This is a genomic window from Mangrovimonas sp. TPBH4 (assembly GCF_001280505.1).
GTDB lineage: Bacteria > Bacteroidota > Bacteroidia > Flavobacteriales > Flavobacteriaceae > Mangrovimonas_A.
The window spans coordinates 105581-119260 of sequence record NZ_LBIO01000040.1; the positions used below are offsets into that span (position 1 = coordinate 105581).

At 37.8% G+C, this 13680-nt stretch carries 13 protein-coding genes; 5 read left to right on the forward strand and 8 right to left on the reverse strand.

The window, feature by feature from the left end; all coding sequences use genetic code 11:
• Nucleotides 1–125: 125 nt before the first annotated feature.
• From ZA05_RS04475 to ZA05_RS04490, 4 genes are all read right to left on the reverse strand, one after another.
• Nucleotides 126–1709 (reverse strand): transcriptional regulator, encoded by a 1584-nt coding sequence (locus ZA05_RS04475; protein ID WP_053990484.1) that lies wholly within the window; start codon nt 1707–1709, stop codon nt 126–128.
• A 134-nt stretch (nt 1710–1843) separates the two neighbouring features.
• Nucleotides 1844–2104, reverse strand: a complete 261-nt coding sequence (gene rpmA / locus ZA05_RS04480; protein WP_053990485.1) for a 50S ribosomal protein L27 — start codon at nt 2102–2104, stop codon at nt 1844–1846.
• A 23-nt stretch (nt 2105–2127) separates the two neighbouring features.
• Nucleotides 2128–2610, reverse strand: coding sequence for a 50S ribosomal protein L21 (rplU, locus tag ZA05_RS04485; protein WP_053990486.1), 483 nt, complete (start codon nt 2608–2610; stop codon nt 2128–2130).
• A gap of 77 nt (nt 2611–2687) precedes the next feature.
• Nucleotides 2688–3143 carry a DUF4199 domain-containing protein gene (locus ZA05_RS04490; protein WP_053990487.1) on the reverse strand — a complete coding sequence of 152 codons (456 nt, stop codon included), beginning with the start codon at nt 3141–3143 and terminating at the stop codon, nt 2688–2690.
• Between the two features lie 192 nt (nt 3144–3335).
• Between ZA05_RS04490 and ZA05_RS04495 the strand changes: the two genes are divergently transcribed.
• Both ZA05_RS04495 and ZA05_RS04500 read left to right on the forward strand, forming a co-directional pair.
• Nucleotides 3336–4658 carry a pitrilysin family protein gene (locus ZA05_RS04495; RefSeq protein ID WP_053990488.1) on the forward strand — a complete coding sequence of 441 codons (1323 nt, stop codon included), beginning with the start codon at nt 3336–3338 and terminating at the stop codon, nt 4656–4658.
• A 16-nt stretch (nt 4659–4674) separates the two neighbouring features.
• On the forward strand, nt 4675–6723 hold the full coding sequence (locus ZA05_RS04500; RefSeq protein WP_053990726.1) for a pitrilysin family protein: 2049 nt from the start codon (nt 4675–4677) through the stop codon (nt 6721–6723).
• A 59-nt stretch (nt 6724–6782) separates the two neighbouring features.
• Here ZA05_RS04500 and ZA05_RS04505 read toward each other — a convergent pair whose 3' ends face one another.
• On the reverse strand, nt 6783–7661 hold the full coding sequence (locus tag ZA05_RS04505) for a DMT family transporter (protein ID WP_053990489.1): 879 nt from the start codon (nt 7659–7661) through the stop codon (nt 6783–6785).
• Between the two features lie 115 nt (nt 7662–7776).
• On the opposite strand from ZA05_RS04505, the gene ZA05_RS04510 reads away from it, so the two are divergent.
• Nucleotides 7777–8187, forward strand: coding sequence for a heavy-metal-associated domain-containing protein (locus ZA05_RS04510; protein ID WP_053990490.1), 411 nt, complete (start codon nt 7777–7779; stop codon nt 8185–8187).
• A gap of 49 nt (nt 8188–8236) precedes the next feature.
• Here ZA05_RS04510 and ZA05_RS04515 read toward each other — a convergent pair whose 3' ends face one another.
• Together ZA05_RS04515 and ZA05_RS04520 are read right to left on the reverse strand one after the other, a co-directional pair.
• The gene (locus tag ZA05_RS04515) at nt 8237–8779 is read right to left on the reverse strand and encodes a YciI family protein (protein WP_053990491.1); all 543 of its coding nucleotides are present in this window, start codon (nt 8777–8779) and stop codon (nt 8237–8239) included.
• Nucleotides 8780–8800: 21 nt separating this feature from the next.
• A complete protein-coding gene (locus ZA05_RS04520) occupies nt 8801–9271 on the reverse strand; it encodes a CYTH domain-containing protein (protein ID WP_053990492.1) in 471 nt (156 codons plus the stop codon).
• Between the two features lie 63 nt (nt 9272–9334).
• Here ZA05_RS04520 and dinB point away from each other — a divergent pair, with 63 nt between their 5' ends.
• A complete protein-coding gene (dinB, locus tag ZA05_RS04525) occupies nt 9335–10447 on the forward strand; it encodes a DNA polymerase IV (protein WP_053990493.1) in 1113 nt (370 codons plus the stop codon).
• On the opposite strand, the gene ZA05_RS04530 is transcribed toward dinB, so the two are convergent.
• Nucleotides 10444–11919 carry a helix-turn-helix domain-containing protein gene (locus tag ZA05_RS04530; RefSeq protein ID WP_053990494.1) on the reverse strand — a complete coding sequence of 492 codons (1476 nt, stop codon included), beginning with the start codon at nt 11917–11919 and terminating at the stop codon, nt 10444–10446. The two genes, dinB and ZA05_RS04530, sit on opposite strands and share 4 nt — an antisense overlap.
• 125 nt (nt 11920–12044) lie before the next feature.
• Between ZA05_RS04530 and aceB the strand changes: the two genes are divergently transcribed.
• Nucleotides 12045–13643 (forward strand): malate synthase A, encoded by a 1599-nt coding sequence (aceB, locus tag ZA05_RS04535; protein ID WP_053990495.1) that lies wholly within the window; start codon nt 12045–12047, stop codon nt 13641–13643.
• Nucleotides 13644–13680 lie beyond the last annotated feature (37 nt).

Here is a 13680-nt window from a genome sequence, read left to right on the forward strand (position 1 = left end):
AATTGACCACTTCGAAACTGGCTAAACTTAGCGTTAACAAAACGTAACAACCCATTGATTTTAGGCTATATAACAAGGCAACATTAACATTAAGGTAACATACGGGTAAGACTGAGGAAAACTTGTTAAAGTTTTAATAAGAACGCCTGCAGATCCTCTTTGGAATCCAGGGGCAATTTTTTTCGCATCCTGTATCTTGCTATCCTCACACTATCAGGAGTAATCCGTAAAATGGAGGCAATTTCCTTTGAGGACAAATTAAGTCGCAACAACATGGCAAGACGTAATTCTGCAGGTGAAAGCGCTTCATCAGCAGCAGCATTCAAATTCTGAAAAAATTGGGGATGGATCTGTTCAAAATACCCTGTAAATTCTGTCCATTCATTATCCTTGGACAGATCAAAATTAATTTCCTTTACCAGTGTCTCCAATTTGGAGGAAACCAAGTTTTGATTTCGACCCTTTAAATTGGTAAGGGTTCTGGAAATATTCTCCAACATTTTGTTTTTATTGGACAAGTGTAAACTGTAATTGGTCAAGGCGGAAAGTTTGAATTCTATTTCACGTTGCAAGGATGCTTCCTCTGCCGTTTTCCGATCCAAATCGGCTTGTAAAATTTGCTGCTTAAAAGCACTTATTTTAACTTCCTGCTGTTTCTTCTTTTTGAAATACATAAACCAACCCAACAAAAGCAACAAAACAAAAGCACTGGAAAGGCTTATTATTTTTTGCTGTATACTTTGGATCTCGTTTTGTTGATTTAGCAAAGTTACTTTCGCCTCCTTTTCCTTCACGTCGTACAATACTTGTAAGGTCCCAACCTGCTCGGCATTTTTGCGCTCTATTTCCTGTTCGTTCAAATCGGCATGTTCCTCCATAAACTGATAGGCCAATTCATAGTCTCCCAAAGCCGAATGCACTTTGGCCATATCCTTTAAGGCACTTTCATGTTGATGTGTATTACCAGTGCTTTTGGCCATCTCCAAAGCCAGTTGGGTATAGGCCAAACCTTTTTCAAACTCCTCATTCTTACGCTTGACATCCCCCAAATTATTGATGATATTCAACCGTACACTCGAAGGACTATTAACGGAATACTCTTTGGCTTTTGTAAAATATTCATAGGCCTTGCCATAATCTTCCAAATCCTCGTAGATACTGCCCATGTTTTCATAAGTAACTGCCAGGCCAGTACTATCATTTAAACTTTCAAATAAACTCAGACTGCTTTTCTGATATTCCAATGCCATTTGGTAATTGGACTGCTTCTCTGCCACGCTTCCTATTAGTGCCAGGGCTCTTGCTTTTCCCCTATCGAACTTTAAAGCTTCAGAGAGTTTTAAACTTTCATCCAAATAGGTCTTGGCAGGCCCGTACTTTTTTAATGACAAATGAAGTTCGGCAATTTTATTTTTTATATAGACGGTTGAAGTATCTTGTTCCTCTTGAAAATCCAAGGCCTCATGATAATGCTTCAATGCCTCATTGGCAATACCAAGCCCTCCATAAAAATCGGCCATCTTTATATGCGCACTCACAATACCATGCTCATCCTGAAGACTTGTTGCTTTGAGCAATTCTGATTTAAAATTCCTGAAGACAGAGTCTACATTGTGATTTTGAAGGATGGTTTCTTGGGCAAAACTCCTTATAGAGGAAAGACAAAAAAGAAGGATGGCAATTGAGGTTAGGACTTTGGAAAATTTCATTGGTATTAACATATAAAACCTTCAAAGAAACAGTTTGCACATTACCCAATGTTGACCCTAATGTTAAATTACCGCAAACAAAAACCCCCGCCTAATTTAGGCAGGGGTTTTTATATCATGTTCGAGACTGTTTCTTAAGCTTCGAAAGGCTCAATAGAAACAAAAGATTTTCCACCTTTTTTCTTCTCAAATTTTACGATACCATCTACTTTAGCATGTAAAGTGTGGTCTTTTCCAGCATACACATTCTCACCTGGATTATGTGCAGTACCTCTTTGTCTAACGATAATGTTACCAGCAATAGCTGCTTGACCACCAAAAATCTTAACACCTAAGCGTTTCGATTCTGATTCTCTACCGTTTTTCGAACTTCCGACTCCTTTTTTATGTGCCATTTTATTTCGATTTTATTTTGTTATTAACTTAAAGCAGCGATTAATTCAGCTTTCTTCATTGTAGAATATCCTGAAATATCTTTTGCTTTCGCCATTTCTCTTAATTCAGCAACAGTTAAAGCGCTTAAATCCTCTGAAGCTTCAGCTTTTGGAGCTGCGGCCTTTTTCTCTGCTTTAGCAGCTGGCTTAGCACCTGTAGCAACGATGTTTTCAATAACAATCTCAGTAAGAGCTTGTCTGTGACCGTTTTTCACACGGTAACCTTTTCTACGTTTTTTCTTAAAAACGATTACTTTATCACCTTTAAGGTGCTTTAAAACTTTTGCTCCTACTTGAGCTCCGGCTATAGCTGGGGCGCCAACAGTAATGTTCTTTCCGTCACCAATAAGAAGTACATTATCAAAAGATACTGCTTTTCCTTCTTCAGTAGCTAAACGGTGAACAAACACTTTTTGGTCTTTTTCAACTTTAAATTGTTGCCCTGCTATCTCTACAATTGCGTACATAGCGTTACGTTTAATTAAAATTTGTTTATTAAAAAATGAGTGCAAATATAACGCTAAAATATTAATCTACAAACGTTTTATACGTTTTGAGGCGTATTATAGCTTTTTTTGAAGATTTGCATGAACGATAAGGTAAGTACAATGGTTGATGTCAGGCCTTCTATCAGGATGATAAACACCAGTATTCCAGGCCCAGCCCCATAGTTTCCAAACCACTCTCCCAACAACAATTCTGTAAAGGCGGGATCCAGATGGAACATGTAAACTGCCATAAAACCTGTAAAAATCAAGGTGCCTATAAAGCCAGACACCAAACCTGTTTTAAAACCATCTATATAGGTAAAGGCAGAACCAGTTCCGCTTTTGTAATTTTTTATAGCATAATAAATCCCTGCAGCCATGATTACACCATTAAAAAGCCTCAACCAAGGATTTTGATGGAGGCCAATAAGTCTCACCAATAAAAAATAGGCCGTTAGGGCCACAGCAATGATGACCCCAAATTTTACAGAAACTGAAAAAGGTGTTTTCATAATCTAAGTTATTAAAAATCAACTTCCTTTAAATTTCGTGAAAATTTATGTATTAATATAATTTTTATAATAGTTTTTACATAATTGTTATACAAAGCCAACTTTGATTTTTATTTTTGCAAGGAGTGTAACAATTTCAACCTGTGTTAGACTTACATTGAAACTTATAATTTTAAAACTAAAAAACGCACAATGAAAAAAGGCTTATTTTCTTTAGCTTCTTTGTTGCTAATTGGTAACTTGACCATGGCGCAAAAAGTTGAATTTGAAGAGTATGACTTGGATAATGGGATGCACGTTATCCTACATCAAGATAATTCTGCTCCAGTAGTAACCACCTCTGTTATGTACCATGTTGGAGCTAAAGACGAAAACCCAGACCGTACCGGTTTTGCCCATTTCTTTGAACATTTATTGTTTGAAGGCACCGAAAACATCGAAAGAGGAGAGTTTTTCAAACTTGTTTCTTCTAACGGAGGTAAAAACAACGCCAATACTACAGATGACCGTACGTATTATTATGAAGTATTCCCTTCTAACCAAGTAGAGTTAGGTTTGTGGCTGGAATCTGAGCGTTTAATGCACCCAGTGATCAACCAAATCGGGGTAGACACACAAAACGAAGTTGTTAAGGAAGAAAAGCGAATGCGTGTAGATAATAGTCCTTACGGTAAGTTTTTGGAAAATGTTAAGGTGAACCTATTCAAAAAGCACCCATACCGCTGGACTACCATTGGAGAAATGGAGCACTTGGATGCTGCTACCCTAGAGGAATTCCAAGCATTCAACGCTAAATTCTACGTACCAAACAATGCTGTTTTGGTAGTGGCTGGAGATTTCAACAAAGCAGACGTTAAAAAAATGATCCAAGACTATTTTGGACCAATTCCTCGTGGTAATGATATCGTTAGAAACTTCCCTAAAGAAGATCCAATTACCGAAACAATTCGCGCCAAAGCTTACGATCCAAACATCCAAATCCCAGCAATTATAGCTGCCTACAGAACACCTTCGTTCAAGGATAGAGATGCTTATATTTTGGATATGATTTCTACCTATTTAAGCGGTGGAAAATCCTCTAAATTGTACAAAAAGATAGTGGACGAGAAAAAAATGGCTTTACAAGTTGGTGCTATGAACTTCTCTCAAGAGGATTACGGTTCTTACATCCTATTTGGTCTGCCTATGGGAGAAGTAACGCTTGATGCTATTGTAAAGGAAATCGACGAGGAAATTGTAGATCTACAGACCAATTTGATTTCTGAGCGTGACCACCAAAAGCTGTTGAACCAATTTGAAAACCAGTTTGTAAATTCTAACTCAAGTGTTGAAGGCATTGCCAACTCTTTAGCAAGATACTATATGCTTTATGGAGACACCAACCTTATCAACAACGAGATCGACATCTACAGATCTATCACTAGAGAAGAAATTCAAGCCGTTGCTAAAAAGTACCTAAACCCTAACCAACGTTTGTTATTAGAGTACTTACCAGAAGAAAAAAGCAACAACTAAAACATAAATGTCACAGATGAAAGCAAAAATATCAACTTTATTAGTCTTGTTTTTAATGTCATTGGGTGCCACGGCGCAAATTGACAGATCAAAACAACCAGAAGCGGGACCAGCTCCCAAAATCACTCTTGAAAAACCAAATGAATTTGAACTAAAGAACGGCATCAAGGTACTTGTGGTAGAAAACCACAAATTGCCAAGAGTATCCTATTCTCTTCAAATTGACAACAAGCCAATTATTGAAGGCGACAAAGCTGGTGTATCCAGTCTATTGGGTGCCATGTTAGGAAACGGAACAACGTCTATCTCCAAGGATGCTTTTAACGAAGAGATCGACTTCTTGGGAGCTCGATTAGGCTTTGGTTCTCAAAGTGCCTACGGAAGTTCTTTATCTCAATATTCCGAAAGAATTTTGGAATTGATGGCAGATGCAGCCATTAATCCATTATTGACTCAAGAAGAGTTCGAAAAGGAGAAAACAAAAGCTTTGGAAGGCTTAAAATCCAATGAAAAAAGTGTTGATGCTATCGCTGGTCGTGTTGGAGGCGCATTATCATATGGTCTTGATAACGCCTATGGAGAATTTACTACCGAAGAGACCTTAAACAATGTAACTCTTGAGGACGTTAAAGCTTTCTACAACAAATATTTTACGCCTAACAACGCCTACATCGTAGTAGTTGGAGATGTAAAGTATAAAGATGTTAAGAAGCAAATCAAGAAGTATTTTGGAAAATGGGAAAAAGGAGAAGAAATCACAACTGCTGTACCTGCTCCTAAAGCCAATGTAGCCACTACAGAAATTGACTTTATCGACATGCCAAATGCGGTACAATCCAACATTTCTGTAACCAACAATGTGGATTTGAAAATGAAGGATGCCGATTATTTAGCTACTAAACTGGCCAACTACATCCTTGGTGGTGGAGGTGAAGGTTATTTGTTCATGAACCTACGCGAAGCTCATGGATATACTTATGGCGCTTACTCTAGCATTTCACCTAGCAGATATAAAACATCTCGCTTTAATGCCTCTGCGAAGGTTAGAAATACAGTAACTGACAGCTCTATCGTAGAAGCTTTAAAAGAAATCAACCGTATCAAAACAGAACCTGTAGATGCAGAAGCACTTAAAAATGCAAAAGCTAAATACATCGGTTCATTTGTAATGAACTTGGAAGATCCTTCTACAGTTGCTGAATATGCCCTTAACATCAAGTTGAACAATTTACCTGAGGATTACTACGAAACTTACTTGGAACGCGTAAACAATGTAACGGTTCAGGACATCACCAACGCCGCTAACAAACACTTTGCAACAGAAAATGCTCGTGTAATTGTAGTTGGAAAAGGAAGTGAAGTTTTGGATAACCTTGAAAAGGTAGGACTTCCTATTAAATATTACGACACCTACGCCAAGCCAACCGAGAAACCGGTTTATGAGATTGCAATGCCTGCAGACATGAATGTAAACAAGGTATTGAACGCTTATATCGATGCTATTGGCGGTAGAGCTAAATTGGACGAAGTAAATTCTGTTTACATGTCTGCTGAAGCTGAATTACAACCAGGTATGATGATGAATCTTGAAATGAAAAAAACGGTGAAAAACCAATTCCTTCAAGAAATCACGATGATGGGGCAAACTCAAAAGCAAGTTTTGGATGGTGATTCTGGTTATGCATTTGCTCAAGGTCAAAAAATTGACATGAACGAAGAGCAAGTTAAAGCTGTACAAGTAGAGTCCTCTCCATTCCCTGAAGTAAACTACCTAAATGGTGGTGTTTCTTTAGAAAAAATTGAAATGGTTGAAGGTGAAAAAGCTTATAAAATCAAAGTTGATGAAGAAACTGCTATCTTCTACAGCGTTGAAACTGGTTTGAAGATTAAAGAAGAAAAAACAAGCCCAATGGGTGTGCAATCTACTTTCTATACAAACTACCAAGAAGTAGCTGGAGTAAAATTCCCATTCACTATTGGTCAAACGTTTGGACCACGTCGTTTTGATTTCACAGTAAAAGAAATCAAAGTAAACGAAGGTGTAAGTGATGCCGATTTCAAATAAGAAAAAGGATTAACATGAATACAAAAGGGCAAAACGATATGTTTTGCCCTTTTCTTTTATCAACGATTCCTTCTATGCGACAGATAGACTCCCAATAACACAATGGCCGTGGCAAGGCCCTGTAACACACTATAGGATTCTCCATCCAAAACACCCCACATTAAGGCTACAACAGGCATTAAATACGTTACCGAAGATGCAAATACCGGTGTTGAAATCTGTACCAAAGTTGTATACAGCACCTTTGCCAATGCGGTCCCAAAAAAGGACAAAATCGTCACATACACCAATGACATTTTAAAATCTGGATTTGTAAAAGTAGTTTCAGTAAAAAATCCAGACCAAACCAACACCAATATGGCAGGCACAATAATGGCTACATAATTCCCCGTGGCAATGGCCAAGGGTTTCACATCCTGCAAATATCTTTTAATAATATTTACATTACTTGCATACATTACCGTTGCCAACAATACAAATCCTGCGTACAAATAGTTCTGTTCTGGATTCAGTTCAGCTCCTTTTAAAATAAGCAGACAAGTCCCAATAAAACCAATGATTACCCCTAACAATTGTCGTTTGGTAGAAGCTATTTTAAATACGGCCATTCCCATCAACAATGTATTCAATGGCACCAAAGAATTCAGCACAGACGTTACGGCACTATCAATTTCGGTTTCGGCTATGGCAAACAAAAAAGCCGGGAAGAATGAGCCCAAAAATCCCGAAATAGAAATCCATAACCATTGCCTAGCCTTGACGTCCTTCAAATGTTTCAATCCCACACTGAAAAGGAACAATCCGGTAATTATTGTTCTCAAAGAACCCAATTGCCAAGGCGTCAAACCTAATAACGATTTCTTGATAAGTATAAAAGAACTCCCCCAAATCAATGATAGAAGTATGAGGTAAATCCATTTAATGTTAATTCTCTCCATGCAAACTATTTCAAAATCACAAAATTCGTTAATTATTCTGCAGGAAACATCAATAATTATTAGATTTGTCTTACATTAACATACAGTCCCTCCCTAGGGACACAAACGAAAAACTATGAAATCTATCTTTACTATTTTGGCTGTTGGCGCTTTAACATTGAGCAATGTTTCATGCAAGGACAATTCAGCTCCTGAGGTTAAGACCGTTGCGATTGAAACTGGTGCAGAAGAAGCAAAGCAATTAGACCCGAATGCAACTTACGCCAAAGCCGAATTCAGCATTGAAGGAATGACCTGTGCCATTGGCTGTGCCAAAACCATTGAAAAGAACATTTCTAAAATGGATGGAGTAAAATCTGCCACAGTTGATTTTGACAAGAAATTGGCCATGGTTGAATATGACGAAGCAAAAGTAACGCCATCATCATTGGAAGAAACAGTAACAACTACTGGAACCACGTACAAAGTGAGTGATATGAAAACCGTAGAAACTTTCTCTGAAACTTCTACCTCCAGCGCTCACTAATTTTAAATTGAACACATAAAAAAGCCGCTTGATATAAGCGGCTTTTTTATTATCTCAGTTGAAATCCTTTGGCGGCCCACCACGGATGAATTTCAATCTCTAATCGGCCTGCTTTCACCGAAGGATCGGCATTTGCCAAACTATCCGCCATTTGCAAGGTAGGCACATTGTAAATCGTGATTCCCCTAATATTTCCATCATCACCAAATGGTCCAGAAATATCAGCATACCCCAATTCGTACATTTTCCCTAAGTGCTTTAAATGTTCATCTTGAAGCCTTGCCGCTTCTTCCTCATTTTGATTTCTAACAGGCCCTTTCTTTAAAAATGCAATAAAATACTGTTGCATCAACACCGTATCTTTGGTCTTGGCGTCCACATATTCAAAGGTTTGAAAGCCCTTTGAAGTCAATGAATCCTTGAGAGCCCTAACCGATATATTTTTCTCGACAGGATTCTCTTCTTGAACCACAATGGAATCCATGACTGCTTCTACCGTCGCTTCATCATTGGATTCTTCCATTGCTTTGGAATTGTCCTTACATGCAACCAACATTCCAAAAACCATTGCCATTACTACTATTTTTCTCATTATTTATGATTTTAGGTCATCCTACTTCCAAGTTTTATAGGGTGATTTACTTAAAAAGGAATTGTAATATTCCACTTTACCTGTCACCTCTTCTCCCAACCATTCAGGTTTCAAAAAGTCTTCATCTGCAGCATTCAACTCCACTTCGGCAACAACCAAACCTTCGTTATCATCATGAAATTCATCCACTTCAAACAAATGGTTTCCCATTGGTATTTCATACCGTGTTTTATTGATGACACCGGGCTCACAAATCTGCAACAATGCTTCAGCTTCTGCCTTATCTAAAGTGGTTTCCCATTCAAATCTGCTCAATCCATCTTCAGTGCTCTTCCCTTTTACCGTCAGGATACCTTTATCACCTGAAATCCTCACTCTAACTGTACGTTCTTTATCCGTATTCAAAAACCCCTGAACAATCTGCTTGCTACTGGTTGCTTCAGTTTTAAACGCTTCCGACGACACTAAAAATTTGCGTTCTATTTCTACCATAAACCTTTCTTACTCCTTTTAAAAACCAATCATTAAAAGGCATTTAATGCCTAAATTTACGGCATGCAAAGTGATTTACCAATAAGAAAGATTATACATGTAGACATGGATGCCTTTTATGCCTCTGTGGAACAAATGGATAATCCTGAACTGAAGGGTAAAGCCATTGCGGTTGGTGGCAGCAGTAAACGTGGCGTAGTAAGTGCCGCCAGTTATGAAGCCCGAAAGTTTGGTGTGAAAAGTGCCATGAGTGGTATTCAGGCCAAACGCCTATGCCCGGAACTAATTTTTGTCCGCCCTAATTTTGAACGCTACACAGAAATCTCCAAAAGAATCAGGAAAATCTTTTACGATTACACCGATTTGGTAGAACCTCTATCCCTTGACGAAGCCTATTTAGATGTTACCACCAACAAAAAGGGACTTTACAGTGCTTCCATGATTGCCAAGGAAATCAGACAGCGCATTTTTGATGAGATAGGCTTAACAGCTTCCGCAGGGATTTCCATCAATAAATTTATTGCCAAAGTTGCCAGTGATTACAACAAGCCGAATGGACAAAAAACGGTTGGTCCAGAAGAGGTTTTGGATTTTATTGAAGACTTGGATATTCGGAAATTTTACGGTGTTGGTAAAGTAACGGCAGAGAAGATGTACCAATTGGGAATTTTCACCGGAAAGGACTTAAAATTCAAATCTATGGAATATTTGGACGAACACTTCGGAAAATCAGGGAGTTATTATTATAATGTGGTTAGGGGCATCCATACAAGTGAAGTCAAGCCCAATCGCGTTAGAAAATCCTTGGCTGCAGAACGTACATTCAGTGAAAATCTATCTTCTGAAATCTTCATGCTTGAAAAACTTGAGGATATAGCCGAGGAAGTTTCCAAACGATTGACAAAAAGCAAAGTAGCAGGAAAAACAGTGACCTTAAAGATAAAATATAGCGATTTCACCCTGCAAACACGAAGCAAAACGCTACCCTATTTCATCAGTGATAAAAGCATCATTCTTGAAACCTCAAAGGATTTATTATATCAAGAGAAACTAAACAATTCCGTTAGGCTTTTGGGAATTTCCATTTCCAATTTAAACACTGAGAAACCCAACAAAAAAGACAAAACCAAGAACGAAGAAAGCACTGTAAGTGTGCAATTGAAATTTGATTTTTAAGAGAATTTATCGTTCAAGGTATCTACAATAGTCTCTATTTTTTTGTTTTTATAGGCCTCTTCCAAAGCTAAGGAAGGTACCTGTCTCACCTTACAGTCTGTGATAGCGCAGCGTTCACAGGTAACGCCCACCTCTTGGGTTTTAATCCTTTTATCTTTTAAAAAGTGTAGCTTCCGCTCCAACTGCTTATTGATGAGCAAACCTATGGTAATACTTCTGTATTGATTGTCTCGAAATGGATCCCGCGTAGCAGACGACAGCACTAAATACTTCATGTCATCACTAACATAATTAGAAATTTGAATATCAAATTCATGGTCCATATGGCTCTTGCCGATATCTTCCAAAACTTTGAGGGCCACCCAACGCCTACAATAATGCTCGTTAGTTTCATTGGCCCTAGGGGAATGTTGATGCGCTAAATGAAGCTCCTTTTTCAAGTAAAATTTGTCACTATTAGCCTTATGCGTAAACCTTAAAAAAAACAGGTCTTGTATATTGAATGTTTTGGGCAAAATATTTGTCAACCGCTGATAAAAGGACTCTGGCGAGGCATTAAAACTTTCCATTGTTTTCAAAAACAAACTGGTATCAAAAGTGTCTTGTTCAAAGAGTGCTTCTAATTTCGTAGAAAGTTGGGCTTTTGGAAGAATCAAAGCACCAGCAAAATAGGACGCATAAAAGTTATTAAGTACCTGATCAAAACTTTTAAATTTTATCCAAGGAAAAGTGTACAACCTATCGTTAATTTCCAAATAATTATAGGCAATCTCTTTAGCAAAAATAAAGGTGCGTTGTGGCTCATCAATACCATTTGCCAAGAGCAATGTTTTACTTTTGGGTACAAAAACAGACCTTAAATTACCTAAGGCTTCATGTTTGCCCAATTCATTTTCATTAATGCTATATCCATATTCTTCAACTAAAATTTCCTCTAACTCTTTGGACGAAATTGGCATTGTTAAATCCACTTGATAAGATTTTGCAAACCTTAAAACGCCTTGTTCCAAATCCTCAAAATAGTTGTTATTGGCCTCCTGAAAAGAGCGTACTGAAGCCAGAAAAAAACTCTCCCTACTAAAATTGTAATGTTTTGCAATCTCAATAATAGTGCTCACAAATGCATTCACTTTTGCCGGCGCATTTGCCACAATATCAATTAGGTTACTCTCCTTTATTCCAAAAAGATCCAAGGGAATTTCCTTTAAAATTTTTGACTGCAGCAACTCTCCAATGGGCGCCAAATTTTTGTCAAGCTTTAAGGAAACCATTTGGTCATACGGGACATCCAATTTTTCAGATAATACAGCAATTTTGTCTGGTTTTGGGTATTTTTTCCCCTTTTCTATTTCATTTAAATAGGATTTTGACAGCCCCGTAAGCTTGGACAATCCAAATAAGGATAAATTCTTATCGGTTCTAATTTGCTTCAGCTTAAGCCCAAATATGAGTTTTATATAATCTTGTTCCATACTAGATTAACAAAAATAACAAAATTTGCGAATCAAACTAAAAAAGCGAAAATACATTTTTAGCGAACGTTCGCTTGTTTTTTAAAAATCTTTATTCTAATATTGTATTGTAAAATTCTGAAAACATGGAAAATACAATTTTAAAAACGTCAAAAATCAAATTGGAGAGTAGCGTTCAAAACTATTACCCTGAAATTTTAACCAAGGAAGCCTTAAAGTTTATTGCCCTGCTTCATGATCAATTTAACTCTAAGCGACTGGAGTTACTTAACGACCGGAAAATACAACAACAGCTATTTGACAAAGGAGAGCTTCCAAAGTTTCCTGAGGAAACCAAAACCATTAGAGAAAGCCAATGGACCGCTGGAGAAATCCCAATGGACCTTCAAGATAGACGTGTTGAAATTACAGGACCTGTGGACAGAAAAATGATTATTAACGCCTTAAACTCCGGAGCCAAAACCTTTATGGCCGATTTTGAGGACAGTAATGCCCCAACTTGGCAAAACTGCATGCAAGGCCAACAAAACTTAATTGACGCCAATAAAAGAACCATTAGCCTAATAGACCATGCCAAAGGTAAAACCTATTCACTAAACGACAATCCTGCTGTCCTATTGGTGAGGCCTCGTGGTCTTCATTTAAATGAACGACACTTATTATTAAACAATGTTGAAGTCTCCGCAAGTTTAGTGGATTTTGGTCTGTACGTTTTTCATAACGCGAAAACACTTCAAAAAAACAACACTGCCCCCTACTTCTATTTACCAAAATTAGAGCATTACCTTGAGGCGCGTTGGTGGAACGAGATATTTATGTTTGCACAAGAGTACCTTAACATTCCCAACGGTACATTTAAAGCCACCGTTTTAATTGAAACAATCACAGCTAGTTTCCAATTGGATGAAATTATATACGAACTAAAAGACCATATTGTAGGCCTCAATTGTGGTCGTTGGGATTACATATTTTCATATATCAAAAAATTCAGAAATCATACTGAATTCAATGTCCCAAATAGAGATCAAGTCACCATGACCACCCCATTTATGGAGGCCTATTCTAAATTGGTGATTCAGCGTTGCCACAAACGCGGCATTCATGCCATTGGTGGAATGGCTGCTCAAATCCCCATTAAAAACAACCCAACTGCCAACAATTTAGCTTTGGAAAAAGTGCGAAAGGATAAGGAGCGTGAAGCCAAAAACGGGCATGATGGCACTTGGGTTGCACACCCTGATTTGGTAAGCGTTGCTATGGACGAATTCAACAAATATATGCCTACACCTAACCAAATACACGTAAAGAGAGACGATGTTAAAATCACAGAAATGGATTTAGTTGCACAGCCTCAAGGTACCGTTACAGAGGCTGGGATACGAAAAAACATTAATGTTGGCATACTCTATTTAGAAGCATGGTTACGAGGTTACGGAGCTGTTGCCCTCTACAATCTAATGGAAGATGCGGCCACTGCAGAAATATCGAGAACCCAGGTTTGGCAATGGCTTAAAAACAAAGTAATCCTTGAAGACGGAAGAGCCTTTTCTAAAAACCTTTATTCAGAAATATTTGATGATGAAGTAGAAAAAATCATCACAGAACTAAGCGGGAGTAATATTAAAGATTCGAAGCTTAAACAAGCCATTAGCCTATTTAACGGCTTGGTACTTTCTGAAGAATTTGAAGAATTTTTAACGATCCCTGCATACAAGTACCTATAAAAAACAATCCTGCGATTGCGGCAACAATCAACAGGAT

Coding starts and splice junctions, on each gene's coding strand:
- ZA05_RS04515 (WP_053990491.1), bottom strand. CDS start 8,779: ATGAGAAAAATAGTAGTAATGGCAATGGTTTTTGGAATGTTGGTTGCA.
- dinB (WP_053990493.1), top strand. CDS start 9,335: ATGCAAAGTGATTTACCAATAAGAAAGATTATACATGTAGACATGGAT.
- rpmA (WP_053990485.1), bottom strand. CDS start 2,104: ATGGCACATAAAAAAGGAGTCGGAAGTTCGAAAAACGGTAGAGAATCA.
- ZA05_RS04490 (WP_053990487.1), bottom strand. CDS start 3,143: ATGAAAACACCTTTTTCAGTTTCTGTAAAATTTGGGGTCATCATTGCT.
- ZA05_RS04530 (WP_053990494.1), bottom strand. CDS start 11,919: ATGGAACAAGATTATATAAAACTCATATTTGGGCTTAAGCTGAAGCAA.
- ZA05_RS04500 (WP_053990726.1), top strand. CDS start 4,675: ATGAAAGCAAAAATATCAACTTTATTAGTCTTGTTTTTAATGTCATTG.
- ZA05_RS04495 (WP_053990488.1), top strand. CDS start 3,336: ATGAAAAAAGGCTTATTTTCTTTAGCTTCTTTGTTGCTAATTGGTAAC.
- ZA05_RS04475 (WP_053990484.1), bottom strand. CDS start 1,709: ATGAAATTTTCCAAAGTCCTAACCTCAATTGCCATCCTTCTTTTTTGT.
- ZA05_RS04520 (WP_053990492.1), bottom strand. CDS start 9,271: ATGGTAGAAATAGAACGCAAATTTTTAGTGTCGTCGGAAGCGTTTAAA.
- rplU (WP_053990486.1), bottom strand. CDS start 2,610: ATGTACGCAATTGTAGAGATAGCAGGGCAACAATTTAAAGTTGAAAAA.
- ZA05_RS04510 (WP_053990490.1), top strand. CDS start 7,777: ATGAAATCTATCTTTACTATTTTGGCTGTTGGCGCTTTAACATTGAGC.
- ZA05_RS04505 (WP_053990489.1), bottom strand. CDS start 7,661: ATGGAGAGAATTAACATTAAATGGATTTACCTCATACTTCTATCATTG.
- aceB (WP_053990495.1), top strand. CDS start 12,045: ATGGAAAATACAATTTTAAAAACGTCAAAAATCAAATTGGAGAGTAGC.